Source organism: Rhodospirillaceae bacterium, assembly GCA_016722635.1.
Taxonomy (GTDB): domain Bacteria; phylum Pseudomonadota; class Alphaproteobacteria; order JAEUKQ01; family JAEUKQ01; genus JAEUKQ01.
Genome location: JADKIX010000011.1, coordinates 324,310 through 344,703 on the forward strand (window position 1 = coordinate 324,310; position 20,394 = coordinate 344,703).

Here is a 20,394-nt window from a genome sequence, read left to right on the forward strand (position 1 = left end):
ACTTGTCATTTATGACGCATCATAGATAAGTTTGTATTTCCGAGACATTCTATCCATAGTCAAACGCAGGGGGAACCCCCCTTGCAGTTTTTGCCGCAGCCTGTAGATGTGGCTTTCCACCGTTCGGGTTTCAATATTATTGGCATAACCCCAAATTTCTTTTAGTAAATCCTTGCGGTTCAACCCTTCCGGCCGATGATGCAATGCTTTTAAAATGGCTATTTCTTTTTCCGTTAAATAGACTTTTTTATTGTTTTTTTTACAAAATATATATTGCTGCAAAGGATCAAAAAGATAGAGATCTGTTTCAATTGGTTTCCGTTCATTATTTTGCAACAGCAACTGTAAATACTCAACCAACTGCTGCAGACGGAATGGTTTTTGCAGCCATTTGATCCCGCCTTGACGATATTCAGCCTCCCTATCGGTGGCCGCACTCAGGATAAGAAGTGGTTGATCTGGACTGGCATGTCTAAAATTTGCCAAAAAATCGTCCATAACCCCTTGATCAAAGCCATCAAGATCCAAAACAATGACAGGCTTATGAGGACGTGGTGGGTATATATCAGATAGCTCTTGGGTGTAATCAACAGCAATTCCTAATTTATTACCTAAATCAGTTTTTAATAATTGAGATCAAAAAAACGTCATGGCTTACCACCATGATTTGAGCCGGGATAGCTTTGTTATTTTTTAAATGGCCCAAGTTTTCTTCCTTTTGCTCCCTGCAGCTAATTTTTCTTAACCATTCTCATCGTAATATGTCATATATTATAAAATTGATTATGAAACAGTGCCAACATTTTATTTTAAACGATAAGAACCCATGACTGCGAAAGAACCACAGCCCTACATCTCAGCCTCTGCCCTAACCTACCGTTGCATCAGCGAAATAAAGCGCGGCAATCCTGTTATTTTGCAGCATCCAGCGGCCGCTTGCTTTTTTATAGCTTTAGACAGCTTGTCGGCTGCCGGATGGCGCCAATTATCCGCCCAATTTTCCGCAGATTGGCGTTTAGTCATTAGCCAGAACCGGTTATCCAGCCTGGAACAACAGCCGCTTCCTCCTCCTGCGTCTAACCAGGCAGTCGTCCGATCCTTACCAACCTGTTCTTATCAACAGCTCCGTGAATTATTATCGCTGGATGCTTTACCAACAACAGCTTACATTTCATCTAACACTCTTACTGTTGACATAGCCGAGAAAACCGCCCTTGCTTTGTTAAGACAAGCCGGTTTAATGCCCTTGGGAATCAGCCAATTTTTGCTGGCCGAATCGATTCCTTCTTATACAGGAAAGCATCATATTCTCTCTTTCAGTCTGGATCAATTGCAACCCATAGGCTCACCCAACAAAGAAGTGGATTTTGTAGTGGAAACCCTACTGCCCCTGACTGCTGCCGAAGAAAGCCGCATTATTTTATTTCGGGAAAAGGGCGCTGAAACAGAACATATGGCTGTCATTATCGGTAACCCCGATTTCACCAAACCCGCGCTTACCCGGATTCATTCATCCTGTTTAACGGGTGATGTGCTTGGCAGTTTACGCTGTGATTGCGGGTCACAACTGCAACAATCAATTGAATATATGGCAAAACACGGGGGCGGGGTTTTAATTTATTTATTACAAGAAGGCCGCAATATCGGTTTGGCCAACAAACTACGCTCCTATCATTTGCAAAACCAAGGTTTGGATACGTTGGCAGCCAATTGGCATTTAGGGTTTTCGGCGGATGAACGCTCTTTTGAGCTGGCCACCATTTTGCTAAAACATTTGGGGATTTCGTCTATCCAACTGCTATCTAACAACCCCTTGAAATCACAGGCCCTGCAAGCAGGCGGGATAAAAATTGACCGGATGGTGCCGATGCTGGGACGCCGCAATGCTTTTAATCAGGATTATTTAAAAACAAAAAAACAAAAAATGGGACATCATTTGTCATAGAAGCTGACACCTGACCCTTTTTTTTAAGCACTGTAGCCATAAAAACGGTTGGAGGATTTTATTGCTTAGCATCGATTTTGGTGGTTTTTCATCCCTAGTTATTTGGGAGACGGGGGCCAAAAATTTTTGTCCCCAACCTTAATTGAGTGGAACCTAAGCGAATCGCGATTGGGTAATCCTGGCTCATCCCCATGCTTAGTTCTTTTAAGCCGCAGCGCTGGGCTAAACCATATAACAGGCTGAAATGCGGGGCAGGATGTTGATCTGCGGGCGGGATGGCCATTAATCCTTTAACTTTTAATCCCAAATTTTGGCAGAAACTAACCAATTCTTGGGTTTTTTGTGGCGCAATCCCGCTTTTTTGGTCTTCATTTCCTGTATTTACTTGCACAAAATATTCTTTTTGCAGGGATTGTTTCTGTTGTTCTTTGGCTAGCATTTCTGCCAATTTTGGTCGGTCTACACTTTCAATCACATCAAACAAGGATAAAGCAGCAGCAACCTTATTGGTTTGTAAAGGGCCAATGATGTGCAGCCGCAATTTAGGACAGGACGAACGCAAAATGGGCCATTTCTCCAACGCTTCCTGCACATAATTTTCCCCAAACAATTGATGGCCTGCTTCCAATAAGCTCTTTATGAGCTCCGCTGGCTGTTGTTTGCCAACCACCAATATTTCGCACGAATCACTCGATCGACTTGCTTGCATCAGCAAAGAATGAATTTCTTGTTGGGTTTTTTGGTATGTATCAATCAAGCTATTGTGCATGGCCTGCTTCATCATTCAAAATGTTTGGATAAAAACCTACCTGAGGCCCTTGACCAATAAAAAAGAGGGGACAAACTATGCCCCCTCTTTTCATCCTAACGATATCAAAACTAGAAGCCGATCGTCATACCAAATTGGAAGGTATACGACTTATAGTTATCATTTCCAGCAATCTTTGCCTTATAAACATCATGGGTAACCGCGCCATCTAAAGTCACGCCAGTTCCTAAAGCATAAGAGGTGGTGATCATATAAACATCATGGGTATCTTTTTTGGAGACATTGTCCAAGTCATACCAAGCGCGCAGCCAGGTAAAGCCGAACTTGAACGCGTCCATTTGCCATGTGCCTGTTAAACCAAAGGTTTTGCTGTCCAAAGTATGAGCGCTACCCAAGTTAAATCCTTGTTGATAGCCCATGCCCAAGCTTAAATTGCCGAAGGTAACCGCACCACCAAACTGGTAGTAGCTGGCTTTCCCGCTGCCTTTATTGGTTTCAGGGTCAAATGCTTTTTCCCAACCGGCATAGGCGCTAACGCCAAAGCTGCCAATGGTCACATCATAGGTGGCCCCTAATGACCATTCCCTGGAATCACCACTATTGCCACCATTCAGACCGCCTGCTGACCCATCCGGGAAGTTACTGGCATCATCTTCGGTATCATCAATCATGTAAGATGTGGCCACCCGGAACCCACCGAAAGATGGCGAGAAATAGGCAATCTTGGTTCCTTTATCGTTAATAGTATTGCAAACGTCTGTTGAGTCACTATTAACTAATTGCAGACCGTCTCTACCCAAATTGCTGAAATTCATGGCGCCAGCAACCGGGAAAGCATCGGAAGCTGTGCTTAAACCACCGCACAATAACCCAGCAGCGCTGCCAAAGTTACCAATACGCACTTCACCCAAGCCACTCTTTAAGTAAGCATAGGTGGCATCGATTTGATCGCCCTTTGTTTGACCTTCCAACTCGAATTTAACGCCAGCTGTGACCCCGATATCCATCGTGAATTCGCCGCTAAAATGAACTTCGGTATTTTGCTTTAAATTGGCGTTGCGACGGCCATCACCTTCGCTATATTTACTATCAGCGGTAAAACCGAGGGCTGCGTGATAAAAGCCAGAAATACCCAATTTTAACGGCTCGCCTGCATTAGCAGCCGAGAAAGAAGCAACACTCATCAGTAATGTGCTACCCAAAAGAATTTTTTTCATCATCTTTGGTTTCCCAAGTTAAAAGTTAATTAAATACAAAAATTTCACCTGAAAAAGTCTTCCTTAGAAGAAAAACTGTACCCCTGCAAAATTTTTAACAAAACCATAAAGAATATATAATATTCTGAAGTCCAGGATACCGCCCTATTTGTTATACTCCAACTTGCCGACACTCGGCATTTTCGAATAAAACGTTAGATGTTTCGTGTAAGCCCCTGAACAATAAGAAAAAATATATATTTAATGCTTAACAGTTTTTCATCTTATCTAGGTAACTGGCGTGGTCAAGCGTATTCTATGCTGAATCCCACCAGATTATAAGATTTTTTTACTGCTGTTGCAGTTATGCAACATTGGCCTATGCATGCATGACGATTATTTGATTGCACTCGTTCACTGTTGCTGGCCTGAGTGTTTTGTCCCGTCGAGGCCACCCTGATCTTGATAAGAGGCCATTCCCGAACATTGCGGCCCTTATGTTAGGCCACCTGGTCAATAAAGAATAGTCACTCCTAAAATATTAAGGAAGGCTGACCAAATCGGCCAGTTTGTTTTGTAAATGGATTGATATGTTCCATAAAAAAATGCTACCATTTCCTAATATAATTGTGTATTGTTGACCCTATAATATGATTATTTCAGGAGTATCCGATGTTGACCACCCCTTCTGTTCCGAAAAAGCTTTGCTTAAACACCTCTTTTTCATACCGTGTCTGCACGAAACTTTTGCTGATTTCCTTCGCCGGTTTTATCCTGGCCAATTGTTCTGCTGGGGATCCCAATGATCCTGGTATCCAAGGGGCGACGGGGGCTGAGCAGCGGCGCATCCGCAACGGCGGCAATCAAACGGTTTGGGGCGATGGCGGCTTGAACTTATTTGGCAAAAACAATAAGGGGCCGGTCGTGGTTGAAGGGGTTGGGGTCAACAGCTTTCCTGTGGCGCGCCTCCCTGGATGCTATTTCCTTTATGCCGCTGGTTTCTGCTGATCCTTTTGGCGGTGTCATCATTACCGATTGGTATAGCAGTCCGGAACTCCCAAATGAGCGGTTTAAGGTGAATGTACGGATTTTAACCCGTGATCTGCGGGCAGATGGGATTAGCATTTCCTTATTCCGCCAAACCCGGACAAATGCCAATGCCGCATGGGCAGATGCCATTACCAGCAAAAAGGCTATCCGCGATTTAGAAGATGCGGTTTTGGCCCGCGCCCGCGAATTACGAATCGGCGCCCGTTAATTCAAGTCGCCTGAAAAAAGATCAGGGTTTTGATCAATCCCCTCCTTATATTTAAGGCACGGCTTGGATATAATGCTAGGGGCGAGGATATAGGGAACCTGGTATGAAAGGGTTAGGTGAATTGGCCTTTTGTACCAGAGGGATTCATAGCGATAGAATGGTTTTATTTGAGAGCGATGGGGCAAATGTCTCGATATAATTTCAAGGAAATTGAATATAAATGGCAACAACGATGGGAAAGTAAGGGAACTTACCATTGCAACCCAGATACTTCCCAGCCAAAATACTATGTTCTTGGCATGTTCCCATACCCTTCCGGGCGGATCCATATGGGCCATGTCCGCAATTATATGATTACCGATGTCATTGCCCGTTATAAAAGGGCCTGTGGCTATAATGTGTTACATCCTATGGGTTGGGACGCCTTTGGCTTGCCAGCGGAAAATGCCGCTATCCAACATAACATTCACCCAGCCCGTTGGACTTATGAAAATATTGCCTTAATGAAGGAACAATTGAAATCGCTAGGATTTTCGTTCGATTGGTCCCGGGAATTAGTTACTTGCCATCCTGACTATTATCGGCATGAACAAAAAATGTTTTTGGATTTGTGGAAAAAAGGGCTGGTTTACCGGAAGCAATCGGTCGTTAATTGGGATCCCACCGACCAAACTGTTTTGGCGAATGAGCAGGTGATTGATGGCCGCGGCTGGCGTTCAGGAGCGTTAGTTGAAAAACGGTATTTGTGGCAATGGTTCTTTAAAATCACCCATTATACCCAAGAACTTTTGGAAGGCCTGGATACTTTAACCGAATGGCCGGAAAAAGTTCGCACGATGCAGCAAAACTGGATCGGTTTATCGCATGGGGCGCTGGTGCAGTTTGCCCTGCGGCGGCGCCTGGACGTGATTAATGTTTTTACCACCCGTCCTGATACTTTATTTGGAGCTGCCTTTTGTGCTATCTCCGCGAATCACCCGCTAGCGCTTGAGTTGGCTAAAAGCAGTCGTAAGATTGCCACATTTTTGGAAGAATGCGGACAATCTGCTGTGAATGAAGCAACATTAGAAAAAATGCCGAAAAAAGGCGTCGATACAGGTTTGAAGGCTATTCATCCGTTGGATCCCCGCATTGAATTACCGGTTTTCATTGCCAATTTTGTCTATATGGACTACGGCACCGGCGCCATTTTTGGCTGCCCGGCACATGACCAGCGGGATTTGGAGTTTGCCAGGCAATATCAATTACCAGTAAAACCCGTTGTTACCCCTGCCTCCTATCAAGCAAACGATTTTCAAATTCAAGATATTGCTTATACAGAAGATGGGATTTTGCAGCATTCCGATTTCCTGAATGGGTTGACGGTGGCAGATGCCCAAAAAAAGGTGATTGAAAAACTAACCCAAATTGGCAAGGGAAAATCCCTTGATGCTTTCCGGCTGCGTGATTGGGGGGTATCGCGCCAACGGTATTGGGGCTGCCCTATCCCGGTTATCCATTGCCCTGATTGCGGGGCAGTGCCTATGGCTTTAGAAGATTTGCCTTTGGTGTTGCCGGAAGATGTCAGTTTTGATCAACCTGGCAATCCGCTTGATCATCATCCTACTTGGAAATATGTGGATTGCCCCCGTTGCGGGAAGTCCGCGCAACGGGAAACCGATACCTTGGATACTTTTGTTGAGTCTTCGTGGTATTTTGCCCGCTTCTGTTCACCGCAATCCTCCGCTTCTTTTCAAGCCGCCGATGCCCGTTACTGGTTGCCGGTCGATCAATATGTGGGTGGCGTTGAACATGCGGTATTGCATTTATTATATGCGCGTTTTTTCACTCGGGCGTTGCGTGATTGCGGCTACTTAACGTTAGATGAGCCTTTCAAAGGCTTATTTACCCAAGGGATGGTCGTTCACGAAACCTACCGCCATCAGCAGGGCCATTGGCTTTTCCCCCATGAGGTAGAAAAAAAGCCTGCTGGCCAATATGTATGCTCAGCAGATCAAACGCCGGTTACGGTGGGTCGGTCTGAAAAAATGAGCAAATCAAAAAAGAATGTGATCGATCCAACCCAAATCATCGAGATGTATGGGGCAGATACTGCCCGTTGGTTCGTGTTATCCGATAGTCCTCCTGACCGTGATTTTGAATGGACTAATGCTGGTGCCGAAGGAGCTTGGCGTTTTATTCAGAAAATATGGCGGTTATTATCTTTATTACATAACCCATCCCCGTCGGCAGAGTCGTTGCCATTATTCCGCCGGACAATCCATAAAACGATTGCTGGCGTTACGGCTGATATTGAGGCTTTCCGATTTAACCGAGCTATCGCCCGCCTGTATGAATTGGTAAATGCCTTCAGTGACAATATCACTAAAAGCGATTTGCAAGAAGGGTTAGAGACATTGGCACAACTGATCCAACCTTTTATGCCCCATTTAGCTGAAGAGCTATGGCAGCAACTAGGCCACCGTCAATCCATCATGCAGCAACCCTGGCCAAAAGCCGATGAAGCCCTTATCCAGGAAGAGACCCACGTGATTGCCATTCAGATCAATGGTAAGATGCGGGATACTGTCACAGTACCCAAAGAGGTATCAGAACAAGTATTGAAGGAAAAAGCCCTTCTGCAACCCGCCATACAAAAATTTCTTGCTAATCGGCCGATCAAAAAAATAATTGTTGTGCCGAACCGCTTAATTAACATCATGGTAGATGACACCAAATGAAGATAGCCCGCCTGCCGCCGTCACGGTTGATCTGTTTCTTGGTTATATCTTTTTTGCTTTCTTCCTGCGGTTTTCGTCCGCTTTACGCCCCTGCTTTGAGCACCAACAATACGGGCCTTTCCCTATATAATATTGTGGCTATCCAAGGGCTAAAGAATCGCTTGGGACAAGCGGTGTATACGGAATTATCCAATCAGTTATTATTGGTACCAGCCCCCTCCGACAAACATTATATTTTATCCCTTATATTAAAAGAAACTGAATCAGACTTGGTCTTGGATAGGGGGGGGGTGATTATTCGCAAGACATACAAGATAACCGCCGCCTATCAATTGCAGCTCCAAGGCAGCGATCCTATCTTGCTCAAGGGAGTGGCCCAGTCAGACACCCATTTTAATTATGTCCTTTCCGGTTATGCAGCTTATGTTGCCAAGGAAGAGGCTCAATTGCGCTTAGCGAAAGAACTTGCCTATCAGATCCATCAACGCGTCAGCATTTTCCTAACTTCCCGCTGATTTATGAAGATTTCGCCGCAAAAGTTTGAAAGCCTCTTATCATCCTCTCAATCACCTTCCCCTTTTTTTGGTTTTGGAACGATCCTTATTTTCGGCCCAGATCACGGCTCGATCAGGAATTATAGTGAACGTTGTATCAAAAAACTGTTAGGCACTCCTCCTGATCCTTTTCGCTTCAATAGTTTCTTTTGGAATAACGCGCAAGAAACGGGTTTATTAATTGCCGATTGTTTAAACGAGTTTCCTTTATCCGGTGGCCACCGGGTTGTGCAGGTACGGCAAGTTACGGACAGCTTTTTAGCGCCCTTAAAAGACATTTTAACCCATGGCACCCATCAAAGCTTCCTGTTATTGGAAGGAGATGATTTGCCTGCCAAATCTACCCTGCGCAAATTTATGGAAGCGCACGGACAAGCAGGGTTATTAGGGTGTTATCCCTTAGATGAGAAGGAACAAGCGTATTTCATTGAACGCACCTTGACAGCCCATGGCATGAGAGCCGATAGGGACGGGTTGTTGCTATTGCAGCGTTATTTGCCAGCTCATAAACTGGCTATTGAAAATGAAATTACCAAATTGGCGCTCTATCTTAGCCCTCAACCTACAACATCTTCCTCCAACCTACTGACGGTTGATATCATTTCACTATGTTTAGGGGATCAAGGTGAGATATCGCTTCATGATTTGGTTTATAGTTTTGCCGGACAGAAACTAGATGATTTTTCAACTCATTACCCGCGATGTTTGGCGGAAGGGGAAACTCCGATTTCGATCATCCGGGCAGTTTTGCGGCATCTGCAACAATTTTGGCGCGCCCGGGTGATTATGGATGGGCAACAGCTTTCCCTTGATCAAGCAGTGATACAATTAAAACCCCCTATATTTTATAAATATCAAGCCGCTTTTTGCCGTCAATTTTCTTTATGGCCGCTTGAGCGCTTAATGGCTACTTTTCTAGAATTAACTAATTTGGAAATTCGCTGTAAGCAGCCCCATGCACCCGCCTCGGAAATAACTTTTCACCAATTGCTACAAATCATGCAAATAAATAGTTAAACGCCTACCGCTGGTTTTTGATGCGCCTGGAATGATAAATAATCGTTTCACGTGAAACAAAGAACCTTATATAAGAGTCAAGCAGCTACTGTTCCGGATTCCCGTTACAAAACAGCGCCAGGAAAAATGTTTAGTTGCCAATTTTCCAGTTGGACGGATTAGCCCTCTATTTTCTTATCACTGCTCTAGGGAAGACCTAAGGCAATTTCAAGGAAAGTGACTGGTTTTAAAAAATTAAAAAATCCTGCCTATGATCCTGGTGTCAAAAGGCTATCGCCATTCCTTTTAGGTAGGTGGCAGGTTATTTTTTTTGTGCCTGCAACCGATGGAGGATGGCTTCTAATTCCTGCAAGGTTTTATACCGCAATGTCAGCATACCGCCGTTCCCATGCAGGGTAATGCGTGCTTTTGCCCCAAGCAAGGTTGATAAATCTTTTTCCAAGGCAATAATTTCTGATTGACGGTTTTGCCAACGATTAGCTGCAATGTTTTTTAAAGCTTTATGGTTTTTGCGGCTTAATTCCTCTGTCTCCCGCACGCTTAAATCTTCCGCAATCACCTGTCTTGCTAAACGCACCGGATCCTTGGCATTAAGTAGCGCGCGGGCGTGACCCGCGGATAAATCGCCGCGCGTCAGTAATTCTTTAATTTCCGCGGGTAAATCCAGCAATCGCATCAGGTTGGCAATATGACTGCGGCTTTTCCCAACCATTTCTGCAATTTCTTCCTGTTTTTTGCCGAATTCATGGAGCAAGCGGTGATAGGCTTCCGCTTCTTCCAATGGCAGTAAATCCTGGCGTTGCAAATTTTCAACCAGAGCAATCTGCAGAACTTCCTGGTCATTCATTTCCTTGATAACAACCGGTACTTCTTTTAAGGCAGCAATTTTTGCTGCCCGCCACCGGCGCTCACCCGCAATAATTTCATACTGTCCCGCAAGATTGGGGTGCTTCCTGACCAATAAAGGTTGCAAAATCCCATCCTGCCGGATGGATCCAGCCAATTCATTCAATTGTTCCGGCAGGAATGTCCGCCTTGGCTGTAAGGTGCTGGGTTGTAGCACATCATGGGCCAGTAGCAGGAATGAAGGGGATGATGTTTCTTCGCCTTCCACCATATTGCCAAATAAAGCCGCTAACCCGCGCCCTAAATTTCGTTTTTCAACCATGATTTTATACCCCAGAAATTAAATAACCAGTTTTTCACGGCGCACCATTTCGGCTGCTAATTGGATGTAAGCTTGGGCCCCAACGCTTTGATGATCATATAATAATACCGGTTTTCCGTGGGAAGGGGCTTCCGATATTTTCACGTTACGCGGGATAACCGTTTCATATACCTTATCCCCGAAATATTGGCGCGCATCCCCCGCCACTTGATTACATAAATTATTGCGCCGATCATACATGGTCAAGACAATGCCTTGGATCTCAAGCCCCGCATTCAATCCCGCCCGTACCCGTTCAATGGTTTTAATCAGCAAGCTAAGGCCCTCCAAAGCATAAAACTCACATTGTAAAGGCACCAAAACTTGAGCGGCGGCGACAAACGCGTTTAGGGTTAATAAGTTTAAAGAAGGCGGGCAATCAATGAAAATAATATCAAAAAGCTTCTTGTCTATTTTTTGCAAAGCCATTTGTAATTTATGTTCACGTTTTGGCATTTCCACCAATTCAATTTCCGCCCCCGCTAATTTGATCGAGGCTGGAATGATAAAAAGGTCAGGAACCTGGGTGGTTTGGATCAGCGGGGTTGGGTCCTTATCCGCAATCAGCATGTCATAAGTGGACAATTGGCGTTTGGTTTGATCAATCGCCAAACCGGTGCTGGCATTCCCCTGGGGATCCAAATCAACCACCAAAATCTTTAACCCATAAGCGGCTAAGGCGGTTGCCAGATTCACGGCAGTAGTGGTTTTACCAACCCCCCCTTTTTGATTAGCAATCGCAATAATTCTTGGTTTATTCATCAGACTGCCTTTACATTCTAGGGATATTTTGCCAACCACGGCAATGGCTGGCTTACTTTACTTGCTTTGCCTATTTTAGAATTTTTTGAGCCCATCACTGCCTCGGTTTTGGTGTTAGGCGATTCGCGTTATTTTTTCAATGATTAAAATCTTAGCTTGCAAATCTGTTAAACTAGAGTGGGCTTGATACGAAAAATTCCAGTGCTTTTGCGCCTGTTGGATTTCTTCTTTCCATAATTTCCCTTTTAAGAAAACAGCCTTGGCCTGGTCATGCCATTGATGGCGGCAAAGGTTAAATAATTGATCCAATTTTGCCAGCGCCCTGGATGTTACTATATCAATTTTCAGGAATTCAACTGTTTCCACCCGTTGATTAAGTACGGTTATTTTTTTTGATGCAATAGCTGCAGTTCCAAACAGCTGATAGGCAACTTCCTCCAAAAAAATCGCTTTGCGCTGGTCTGACTCAACTAAAACAACTTCTGGGACACCCATGATGGCTAAAACTATTCCCGGCAAACCGGCGCCCGATCCCATATCGATTATCTTTTGGGGAAGCACTGGTAATAAGGTCAGGATTTGGCCGCTATCTAAAATATGACGTTCCCAAATATCCCCAACCGTTTCCTCCGCAATCAAATTCAACCTTTTTTGCCATTGGCCGAGAAGGGTCACATATAATTGCAGGCGCTGAAATGTTTCACGTGAAACATGTAAAAGGGCTGCACATTCTTCTGCGGTTTTTGTCATGGGTCCAAGCTTATGATCAATTATGCCGTTTGCTGAACGGGCTTTTTATAGGCATATTTCAATAAAATCGTTAAAGCAGCTGGGGTGATGCCCGGAATACGGGAGGCGGCCCCAACACTATACGGCTTGGCTTGATTAAGCTTTTTTTGCAGCTCGGCCGACAAACCAGGAATACCTGAAAAATCCAATAATGGTGGCAAAAAAAGTTCTTCATCTTGACGGAATAACCGGATATCGGTTTCATGCCTTTTCATATAACCAGAATATTTGGCTTCAATTTCCAATTGCTCTACAATAGCGTTCGGAACCCCCACTAGATTTGGAAAAATTTTGCATAATTGCTGCCAATCTACTAGTGATGCAGCCAACACATCCAACACCGATCGTTTAACCCCGTCCGCATTGACGCCCACACCCAAGCGTTGCCATTCTGTCGGGGTGGCCGACATTTTTTCAAGTGTTTGCTGCGTGGTTTGTAATTGTTCCATTTTGGTTATGTAATGCTGCTGACGAAGCGCACCCACACACCCTATTTTGATCCCACGCCCAGTTAAACGGCGATCGGCATTATCACTGCGCAAATGTAGGCGATATTCTGCCCGTGAGGTAAACATGCGGTAGGGTTCATTTGTTCCCAAAGTAACCAGATCATCGATCATAACCCCGATATAGGATTCACTGCGGTCAAAAAATCTCGGGTGCCTTTCCACTGGCCTTATAAGCGGCATTCAATCCTGCTACAATCCCTTGCGCTGCAGCCTCTTCATACCCCGTAGTTCCGTTGATTTGGCCTGCCAAAAACAGGCGGGGCATTTTTTTTGCCTCAAGCCAAGGATATAATTCCTTTGGGTCTACAAAATCATATTCAATGGCATATCCTGGCCTGATCACTTTCGCATTGGCTAAACCCGGGATGGTTTTCAAAAGTGCTAGCTGCACATCTTCCGGCAGGGACGTGGAAATGCCGTTGGGATAAACGGTATCGTCATCCAAACCTTCCGGTTCTAAAAATATCTGGTGCCGGGAACGGTCTGCAAAACGCACGACCTTGTCTTCAATAGAGGGGCAGTAACGCGGCCCAATGCCTTCAATTTGGCCAGAATACATGGGGGAGCGATGCAAATTGGTCCGAATAATCGCATGAGTCGCCTCATTCGTGGCGGTTAAATAACAAGGGATTTGTGGGGTTGTAATAGCCGTGGTTAGATAGGAAAAAGCCGGGATGGGAAAATCGCCGGGCTGCTTCTCCAAGCCTGACCAATCAATGGTCCGCCCATCTAGTCTGGGAGGAGTGCCTGTTTTCAAGCGCCGCAATTGAAACCCGATTCGCTCGAGTGAATTTGAAAGCCCTAAAGACGGTTTTTCTCCTACCCGGCCAGCTGGAACCTTTTTCTCGCCAATATGGATAAGGCCGCGTAAAAACGTACCGGTGGTAATCACCACAGCGCCCGCATAAAGGTTCTTTCCCTCAGCTGTCTGCACGCCGATGATTTCGTGGCTCTTCTCATCAACCAAAAGATTTTCAACGGATGCCTGGTAAATCTCCAGGTTTACCTGTTCCGCCAAGGCCGCTTGCATGGCAGCCCGGTATAATTTACGGTCGGCTTGCGCCCGCAACCCTCGCACCGCATGCCCTTTACTGGCGTTTAACATACGGAATTGGATACCTGCTTTGTCAGCTACCCGTCCCATCAACCCATCTAGCGCATCAATTTCCCTGACCAAATGTCCCTTGCCCAATCCACCAATGGCTGGGTTGCAGGACATCTCCCCAATCGTTGCCTGTTGGTGGGTCACCAGCAATGTCTTGGCCCCTAAACGAGCCGCCGCCGCCGCCGCTTCACAGCCAGCATGGCCACCCCCAATGACGATCACATCTACTTTCATCTTATAAACCCTACCGTTCTGAAAATTATTCGCCTTATATTAGATACGGATGAATTTGCCTATTTGCCAATGCAAAATTCCCTGAAAATAACGTCCAACATCTCTTCGATATGGACCCGCCCGGTGATTTCACCCAAGGCCCTTATGGCCAAGCGAAGATCTTCGGCCATTAATTCTATAGATACGGTCATATCAGCTTGTGCTAAGCTCAGCAAGCATTTTTCCAATGCTTGGCGGTGGCGGTGGCGGGTAATCAGGGGGGCAGAGCCAATTGCTGTTCCCACCATTTCCCCTATTTTCTGTTTCAAGAACTCCATAAAATCCGCTAAGCCCGCACCAGTTTGCAAACTGATAAAAAAGGTATTTGGTGCGGGTGATGCTGCCATAGGAACAGAAGGGGATAGATCAATTTTATTGACCAAAAAAATTGTCTCCGAAGTCACTAATTCCCGAATATCATCGGGTATTTTCGGCCAGTCTTGTGCCGAAACCATCAGTAGCTGGATATCACTTGCCAACGCGTGCTGCCGTGCCCGCCTGACACCTTCCTCTTCAATGCTATCCGTGGTTGGCCGCAACCCCGCCGTATCGGCAATCGTGACCGGTACCCCCCCGATATTCAAGGTTGTTTCCACAATATCGCGGGTCGTGCCAGCAATAGGGGAGACGATGGCAACATCTCGCCTTGAAAGCCAGTTAATCAAGCTTGATTTGCCAGCATTTGGTGGCCCTACGATGGTCAGCATCAATCCTTGCCTGATCCGTTGGCCGCGATTGCCGTCTGCCAGGTGGTTTTTAATCTGGGTTTGCAAATCAGCCAATTTTTGCTTGACCATGTGGTTTAATTCAGCCGGTAATTCTTCATCAGGAAAATCAATATAAGCTTCGAGATAAGCCGCCAAATGCACTAAAGCATGCCGCCAAATTTCGTATAATTTTCCCAGTTCCCCTTGATATTGGCGCAAGGCTTGGCGACGCTGAGCTTCCGTTTCTGCCGCAATTAAATCAGCCAATCCTTCAACGGCCGTCAAGTCCAACTTTCCGTGTTGAAAAGCCCGTTTGGTGAATTCGCCAGCTTCCGCAAGACGGGTTTCAGGAAACTGCTGTAATTCCTTAATCAATATTTCAACAATGGCGCGGCTGCCATGCACCTGCAATTCTGCCATATCTTCCCCAGTAAAACTGGCAGGGTTGGGAAACCACAAAACCAACGCTTCATCTAAGATTTTAGCTTGCTGCCCTGCCAGGTTATCGCTGGAGCTGCTGTTGATATATAGTAAATTTCGCTGAGCCCGCCGAGGCAAAGGCAGTTTTTTTTGGGTGATTTGGGTTAGGATATCGGCAGTTTTTGGGCCAGAAATACGAATAATGGCAATCGCTGCGGGCAATGACCCGGTCGATAAAGCAAAAATAGTTTCCGTTAGATTGGGATCAGCAGGAAGGGACAAGGGGAGCTTTATCCGTTGGTTTTAACATCAATCGATCGACAATCTTCCCTTGCAGAAGGTGGTTTTGGACGATTTCCTCAGCTTCTGCAACCGTTTGGCAATGATACCAAATGCCTTCGGGATAAATCACCACCACCGGACCTAATTCACACCGGTCCAAACACCCCGCGCTGTTAATACGCGTATCATCAAGCCCCAATTCTTTGGCACGCGCCTTCATATAATTCCGCAGTTTTTCAGAACCCTTAACCTTACATGAGCCGCGCGCATGATCGGCAGGACGTTCATTGGTGCAAAAAAACACATGATTGCGATAATAAAGCGGAACGGGAGAATTTACTTTGGGATGAGTGGTCATTTTTTACTGTCTTTTTTCTGAAAACTGCTACTAAAATCGGCGAATTTCTTTTGCCATTCCTGCCAATTTTCGGACATTCCGCCCATCCAGCTTTTCAGCAATTTTTCAGGACTTGATTCGCTGATGGCTGATAAAAGTTTTTCCTGGATTTCTTTTAAAAGCTCCTGTTGCATAGCACTCACATCCGGCAATCCGACCAGCCGCCTGATTTCCTCAGGTGGGCATTCAACCTCAATATGAAATTTCATGTGGCTATTTCCCTTACTGCAAAGGTTATTTTAGGGGGCTTCATTGGGATGGTACAACTTTTTGGCTTGCCGTCAAATCTTTCGATCAAAGTCTGATGATTCTGTGGGTTTAAGCGAAGAATAATGCGTGCCAGAAACATAAGCTTGCAAAGACAGCGCGCTTATATTTTGTACAAAGCCCACAAGGATATAACTGCTAGCGTAACCCTATCGCTATTGATTCATCGAGGCAAAAAAGTCGGCATTATTTTTGGTTAAGCGCAGCTTATCTAATAAAAACTCCATGCCATCAATTGCTCCCATCGGCATGAGGATGCGGCGTAAGACCCACATTTTAGAAAGGGTTGCCTTATCCACCAACAACTCTTCCTTACGTGTCCCTGATTTGGTGATGTCAATGGCCGGGAAGGTCCTTTTATCTGAAAGTTTACGGTCAAGAATGATTTCTGAATTTCCCGTACCCTTAAATTCCTCAAAAATAACCTCATCCATGCGGCTGCCAGTATCAATCAAGGCGGTCGCGATAATGGTTAACGACCCACCTTCTTCAATGTTACGTGCGGCGCCGAAAAAGCGTTTGGGGCGTTGCAAGGCATTCGCATCCACACCCCCGGTTAAAACTTTACCCGAAGATGGCACAACTGTATTATAAGCACGGGCAAGCCTGGTGATCGAATCAAGCAAAATCACCACATCCTTTTTATGTTCAACCAACCTTTTGGCTTTTTCAATAACCATTTCAGCAACCTGCACATGCCTTGCCGCCGGTTCATCAAAGGTTGAACTGACCACTTCGCCTTTGACCGATCTGGCCATATCCGTCACTTCTTCTGGACGTTCATCGATGAGTAAAACGATCAAATAACATTCCGGGTGGTTTTGGGCGATGGCATGGGCAATGTTTTGCAACATAACGGTTTTGCCGGTTCTTGGTGGGGCAACAATCAGCGCCCGTTGGCCTTTGCCAAGCGGGGCAATCAGATCCGTGATACGGGTGGTTAAATCCTTGCGGTTGGGATTCTCAATTTCGCATTTCAACCGCTCATCAGGATAAAGCGGGGTTAAATTGTCGAAATTGATCCGGTGGCGGACTTTTTCCGGCTGATCAAAATTGATGGTATTGATTTTCAGCATGGCGAAATAACGCTCGCCATCATTGGGGGCGCGAATCTGGCCTTCGACAATGTCGCCAGTCCTTAAAGCAAATCTTTTGATTTGGCTGGGGCTGACATAAATGTCGTCAGGCCCTGGCAAGTAATTGGCCTCAGGCGAGCGCAAAAACCCAAAACCATCTTGCAAAACCTCAAGCACGCCGTCGCCGAAAATAGGTGCGCCATTCTCGGCGGTTTTCTTTAAAATGCCAAACATAATGTCTTGTTTACGCATCGTGCTGGCGTTTTCTATTTGTAATTCTTCAGCAAAAGCTAACAGCTCTGCCGGTGACTTCTTTTTCAGTTCTTCAAGATTCATGAAATTTTAAACTATAACCATTAAGGTGTGTGAAATGATAATGTCTTGTTTGCCGTTACAAAGCTCAGATTATTGATCGTATAAATCAACGTAACGCAAGACGTTTTTGATGGGGGATAACAGATGATATATATTCTTCCACTGCTAGTAGCTGAAAAATAAAGGGATGTCAAAGGGAAAATAAGCTATTGCTTGCAAAATCATGAAAATTTGAAAACGGCGCAAATGACGATGCCAATCAGCAGCAAGGTTGGTATCTCGTTAACGAGCTTATAGAATCTAGGGTTATGACGATTGCGGTCATGGGCAAAATCACGTTGCCAGCGGATACAAAAGATATGCATCAGCTGCAACCCCATTACCAAAGCTAGTTTGACATAAATCCATGATTCGTGCCAATGCTGTCCCAACCATACCAAAGTAAATCCTAAAACCCAAGTCAGGATCATGGCTGGATTGATAATCACTTTTAGTAAGCGACGTTCCATCACCTTAAATATCTCAGCGGGTTGGTTGGTTGCAAGCAGCGTGGCGTGATACGCGAAAAGCCTTGGCAGATACAACATACCTGCCATCCAAGCAACAACAAAAACCAAATGGAACACTTTCACCCATAAATAAATTTCGTCCATCACGGCTGACCTTTCAACTGGGTACGCTGATAGCATCCACTTTTGGAAGACGGGCAGTATCCTTCCAAAGAACAGCTTGTTATAGAGGACTTCGACCGCATGGCCTGTTCCGTTAAATTGGCAAGCCCCTGGATAAATATCTCATCGATACCCACCGTCGGTAGCCGCCTGTAAAAAGCAGCACCTGCTTCTAAAGCTAAATCCCGGTAAGTGATATCCAGTTCAACCAGCGTTTCCGAGTGCTCCGACACAAAGGAAATCGGCACAATAATCAGTCCCTGATGCTGGTTGCTAAGCTCGCGGATTACATTCTCGCTATAAGGCTTTAGCCAAAGCACCGGGCCGACGCGGCTTTGATAGGTGATTTGCCATTGATCTGGTCGCAACCCTGCTTTTTCCGCCACTGCCGCAGCAGACGTGGCAATATGGACATCATAGGGGTCACCTTGCTCCACAATTTTTTGAGGTAAGCCGTGGGCAGAAAAAAGGACTCGATAGGGCGTTCCTGGAAAATCCCGCTGCAACTGGACCATTTCTTTTTGTAATGATTTTGCCATAACTTCCGTAAAACCAGACAACGTTGGATAACAGCAAACACTGGTTACGGAAGCGAGATGCCCCTGTTTTTTCCAAGTTTTTTGCCAATTGTCTAAGGAAGAAGCGGTGGTGGTAGTCGAAAATTGGGGGTACAAGGGCAAGGCGATGATTTGGTTTGGGTCGAAGTCCTTGACTTGGCTCGCCACCTGCTGGCTGAAGGGATGCCAGTAACGCATGGAGATAAAAACCTTTACGGTATCTTTTAAAAAATTTTGCCTCAGTTTATTTTCCAGCGCCTCTGCTTGTTCTTGCGTATTTGCCAAAATCGGGCTGCCTCCGCCCAGATAGCTATAAATTTTTTTTGCTTTCTTTTGCCGACGCCAGGTGATGAATTTGGCTAATAAAAAGCGAATCGGTTGGGGGGCTTTAATAATCGCTTTGTCCGAAAATAAATTATATAAAAAGCCGGAAACCGCTTTTTGGTTATCTGGCCCACCTAAATTGAATAAAATAACCGCAATACGCGCCATTACTTTTTTCCTGATTTAACCAGATCAACTAATTGGTATACATTTTCCAATGGCGTTTGCGGAAGGATGCCGTGGCCTAAATTGAAGATAAACTTTTCCTTACCCATTTTTTGTATAATATTTTGTACATCATTCTTTAAATTCCCTATATCCCCAACTAAGCTAAACGGATCTAGGTTTCCTTGGATGATATAAGATCGTTTAGCTGCCGCTTGCAGGGATGTTAGCGGAACGGAACTATCGATGCTGATTGCATCGGCCTTTAATTGTTGCATATGGGGTGAATAATTCCAATAGCCGCCTTTTGGGAAGACAATAACAGGCGTTTTAGGAAACTCCTTTTTTATTTCTTGTATAATGTAGGAGGTGGGGTTTATTCCCCATTCCTTCATGGCCTCCGCTGAAAGCAGTCCTATCCAGCTATCAAAAAGTTGGACTATTTCAACGCCTGCCCTAATTTGCTCGGATAAATACCAGATGATTGCTTCCGACAATGTTTTAATTAATTGTTTAAATATCTGAGGTTTTTGGTAAGCAAGCAAGCGCGTATTAAAAAAATCCTTACTAGAACCTTGATCAATCATATAACAAGCCAAGGTCCACGGACAACCTGAAAACCCTATAAAAGTTGTTTCTGCAGGTAATTGGCTTTTGACAAGCTTTATGGTATCAAATACGGGACTTAATTTTTCTGTGAATGCCTGTTTTAAAAACGATAGAGGTTTTTCCGCGTTTTCAAGGGGGGAAAGTTTAGGCCCTATGCCTTCCACAAAAGTCACTTCTTGTCCAAAAGCGTAAGGGATAACCAATATATCAGAAAATAAGATTGCACCATCAAAACCAAATCTTCTAATTGGTTGTAAGGTTGCTTCCGCCGCAAGTTCTGCGTTTAGGCAAAAATCCATGAAGTTTTTAGCTTGCCCGCGTAATTTTCTATATTCGGGAAGGTATCTGCCAGCTTGGCGCATTAACCATACAGATGGGCGGGTGTTTTCATTGGTAAAAGTTAAAAGTAATTCTTTTTTCATCATTAATATTTATATAAATAATATTAGTATTGGTAGTAGGGGGACATAAAAACGGGAAAAAAATTTTATTAGAATAAT

At 45.0% G+C, this 20,394-nt stretch carries 17 protein-coding genes and 2 pseudogenes; 5 read left to right on the forward strand and 14 right to left on the reverse strand.

From position 1 onward, the window contains the following. Positions 1-9 precede the first annotated feature (9 nt). On the reverse strand, positions 10-486 hold the full coding sequence (locus IPP67_08945) for a winged helix-turn-helix domain-containing protein (protein MBL0339266.1): 477 nt from the start codon (positions 484-486) through the stop codon (positions 10-12). Between the two features lie 340 nt (positions 487-826). Between IPP67_08945 and IPP67_08950 the strand changes: the two genes are divergently transcribed. Further along, complete coding sequence (locus IPP67_08950; GenBank protein ID MBL0339267.1) at positions 827-1,945, forward strand: GTP cyclohydrolase II; 1,119 nt, start codon at positions 827-829, stop codon at positions 1,943-1,945. A gap of 94 nt (positions 1,946-2,039) precedes the next feature. Here the strand turns inward: IPP67_08950 and IPP67_08955 are convergent, their stop codons facing one another. Further along, positions 2,040-2,714: a YggS family pyridoxal phosphate-dependent enzyme gene (locus IPP67_08955; protein ID MBL0339268.1), complete on the reverse strand. Its 675-nt coding sequence runs from the start codon at positions 2,712-2,714 to the stop codon at positions 2,040-2,042. A gap of 110 nt (positions 2,715-2,824) precedes the next feature. Beyond that, complete coding sequence (locus IPP67_08960) at positions 2,825-3,934, reverse strand: porin (protein MBL0339269.1); 1,110 nt, start codon at positions 3,932-3,934, stop codon at positions 2,825-2,827. Positions 3,935-4,582: 648 nt separating this feature from the next. Here IPP67_08960 and IPP67_08965 point away from each other — a divergent pair. The 4 genes and pseudogenes from IPP67_08965 to holA all read left to right on the forward strand — a co-directional run bounded on the left by IPP67_08965 (position 4,583) and on the right by holA (position 9,459). Continuing rightward, positions 4,583-5,168, forward strand: a pseudogene (locus tag IPP67_08965) (DUF3576 domain-containing protein). A 185-nt stretch (positions 5,169-5,353) separates the two neighbouring features. After that, a complete protein-coding gene (locus IPP67_08970) occupies positions 5,354-7,888 on the forward strand; it encodes a leucine--tRNA ligase (GenBank protein MBL0339270.1) in 2,535 nt (844 codons plus the stop codon). After that, complete coding sequence (locus tag IPP67_08975) at positions 7,885-8,403, forward strand: hypothetical protein (GenBank protein MBL0339271.1); 519 nt, start codon at positions 7,885-7,887, stop codon at positions 8,401-8,403. Before IPP67_08970 ends, IPP67_08975 begins: the two co-directional genes overlap by 4 nt. A 3-nt stretch (positions 8,404-8,406) precedes the next feature. Further along, positions 8,407-9,459 carry a DNA polymerase III subunit delta gene (gene holA, locus IPP67_08980; protein MBL0339272.1) on the forward strand — a complete coding sequence of 351 codons (1,053 nt, stop codon included), beginning with the start codon at positions 8,407-8,409 and terminating at the stop codon, positions 9,457-9,459. 301 nt (positions 9,460-9,760) lie between these two features. On the opposite strand, the gene IPP67_08985 is transcribed toward holA, so the two are convergent. The 11 genes and pseudogenes from IPP67_08985 to IPP67_09035 form a co-directional block, all read right to left on the reverse strand. Continuing rightward, the gene (locus IPP67_08985; protein ID MBL0339273.1) at positions 9,761-10,627 is read right to left on the reverse strand and encodes a ParB/RepB/Spo0J family partition protein; all 867 of its coding nucleotides are present in this window, start codon (positions 10,625-10,627) and stop codon (positions 9,761-9,763) included. Positions 10,628-10,645: 18 nt separating this feature from the next. After that, positions 10,646-11,428: a ParA family protein gene (locus IPP67_08990; protein ID MBL0339274.1), complete on the reverse strand. Its 783-nt coding sequence runs from the start codon at positions 11,426-11,428 to the stop codon at positions 10,646-10,648. Positions 11,429-11,542: 114 nt separating this feature from the next. Continuing rightward, positions 11,543-12,178, reverse strand: coding sequence for a 16S rRNA (guanine(527)-N(7))-methyltransferase RsmG (gene rsmG / locus IPP67_08995; GenBank protein MBL0339275.1), 636 nt, complete (start codon positions 12,176-12,178; stop codon positions 11,543-11,545). A gap of 20 nt (positions 12,179-12,198) precedes the next feature. Next, positions 12,199-14,065, reverse strand: a pseudogene (mnmG, locus tag IPP67_09000) (tRNA uridine-5-carboxymethylaminomethyl(34) synthesis enzyme MnmG). Positions 14,066-14,124: 59 nt separating this feature from the next. Further along, a complete protein-coding gene (mnmE, locus tag IPP67_09005; protein MBL0339276.1) occupies positions 14,125-15,513 on the reverse strand; it encodes a tRNA uridine-5-carboxymethylaminomethyl(34) synthesis GTPase MnmE in 1,389 nt (462 codons plus the stop codon). Then, a complete protein-coding gene (locus tag IPP67_09010) occupies positions 15,497-15,871 on the reverse strand; it encodes a (2Fe-2S) ferredoxin domain-containing protein (GenBank protein ID MBL0339277.1) in 375 nt (124 codons plus the stop codon). The genes mnmE and IPP67_09010 overlap by 17 nt, the downstream gene beginning before the upstream one ends. Beyond that, positions 15,868-16,119 (reverse strand): hypothetical protein, encoded by a 252-nt coding sequence (locus IPP67_09015; protein MBL0339278.1) that lies wholly within the window; start codon positions 16,117-16,119, stop codon positions 15,868-15,870. Before IPP67_09015 ends, IPP67_09010 begins: the two co-directional genes overlap by 4 nt. A gap of 213 nt (positions 16,120-16,332) precedes the next feature. Beyond that, positions 16,333-17,589, reverse strand: a complete 1,257-nt coding sequence (gene rho, locus IPP67_09020) for a transcription termination factor Rho (GenBank protein ID MBL0339279.1) — start codon at positions 17,587-17,589, stop codon at positions 16,333-16,335. Positions 17,590-17,789: 200 nt separating this feature from the next. Then, the gene (gene hemJ / locus IPP67_09025; GenBank protein ID MBL0339280.1) at positions 17,790-18,224 is read right to left on the reverse strand and encodes a protoporphyrinogen oxidase HemJ; all 435 of its coding nucleotides are present in this window, start codon (positions 18,222-18,224) and stop codon (positions 17,790-17,792) included. Further along, positions 18,221-19,288 (reverse strand): ferrochelatase, encoded by a 1,068-nt coding sequence (gene hemH, locus IPP67_09030; protein ID MBL0339281.1) that lies wholly within the window; start codon positions 19,286-19,288, stop codon positions 18,221-18,223. The genes hemJ and hemH overlap by 4 nt, the downstream gene beginning before the upstream one ends. Continuing rightward, positions 19,288-20,319: a uroporphyrinogen decarboxylase gene (locus tag IPP67_09035; GenBank protein ID MBL0339282.1), complete on the reverse strand. Its 1,032-nt coding sequence runs from the start codon at positions 20,317-20,319 to the stop codon at positions 19,288-19,290. The genes hemH and IPP67_09035 overlap by 1 nt, the downstream gene beginning before the upstream one ends. Between the last annotated feature and the right edge of the window lie 75 nt (positions 20,320-20,394).

What these genes read in the sequence shown, in the direction of transcription:
- IPP67_09015 (MBL0339278.1), bottom strand. Translation starts at nt 16,119, where the DNA reads ATGAAATTTCATATTGAGGTTGAATGCCCACCTGAGGAAATCAGGCGG.
- IPP67_08975 (MBL0339271.1), top strand. Translation starts at nt 7,885, where the DNA reads ATGAAGATAGCCCGCCTGCCGCCGTCACGGTTGATCTGTTTCTTGGTT.
- holA (MBL0339272.1), top strand. Translation starts at nt 8,407, where the DNA reads ATGAAGATTTCGCCGCAAAAGTTTGAAAGCCTCTTATCATCCTCTCAA.
- hemH (MBL0339281.1), bottom strand. Translation starts at nt 19,288, where the DNA reads ATGGCGCGTATTGCGGTTATTTTATTCAATTTAGGTGGGCCAGATAAC.
- rho (MBL0339279.1), bottom strand. Translation starts at nt 17,589, where the DNA reads ATGAATCTTGAAGAACTGAAAAAGAAGTCACCGGCAGAGCTGTTAGCT.
- IPP67_08950 (MBL0339267.1), top strand. Translation starts at nt 827, where the DNA reads ATGACTGCGAAAGAACCACAGCCCTACATCTCAGCCTCTGCCCTAACC.
- IPP67_08970 (MBL0339270.1), top strand. Translation starts at nt 5,354, where the DNA reads ATGTCTCGATATAATTTCAAGGAAATTGAATATAAATGGCAACAACGA.
- IPP67_08990 (MBL0339274.1), bottom strand. Translation starts at nt 11,428, where the DNA reads ATGAATAAACCAAGAATTATTGCGATTGCTAATCAAAAAGGGGGGGTT.
- IPP67_08960 (MBL0339269.1), bottom strand. Translation starts at nt 3,934, where the DNA reads ATGATGAAAAAAATTCTTTTGGGTAGCACATTACTGATGAGTGTTGCT.
- IPP67_09010 (MBL0339277.1), bottom strand. Translation starts at nt 15,871, where the DNA reads ATGACCACTCATCCCAAAGTAAATTCTCCCGTTCCGCTTTATTATCGC.
- IPP67_08985 (MBL0339273.1), bottom strand. Translation starts at nt 10,627, where the DNA reads ATGGTTGAAAAACGAAATTTAGGGCGCGGGTTAGCGGCTTTATTTGGC.
- rsmG (MBL0339275.1), bottom strand. Translation starts at nt 12,178, where the DNA reads ATGACAAAAACCGCAGAAGAATGTGCAGCCCTTTTACATGTTTCACGT.
- IPP67_09035 (MBL0339282.1), bottom strand. Translation starts at nt 20,319, where the DNA reads ATGATGAAAAAAGAATTACTTTTAACTTTTACCAATGAAAACACCCGC.
- IPP67_08955 (MBL0339268.1), bottom strand. Translation starts at nt 2,714, where the DNA reads ATGCACAATAGCTTGATTGATACATACCAAAAAACCCAACAAGAAATT.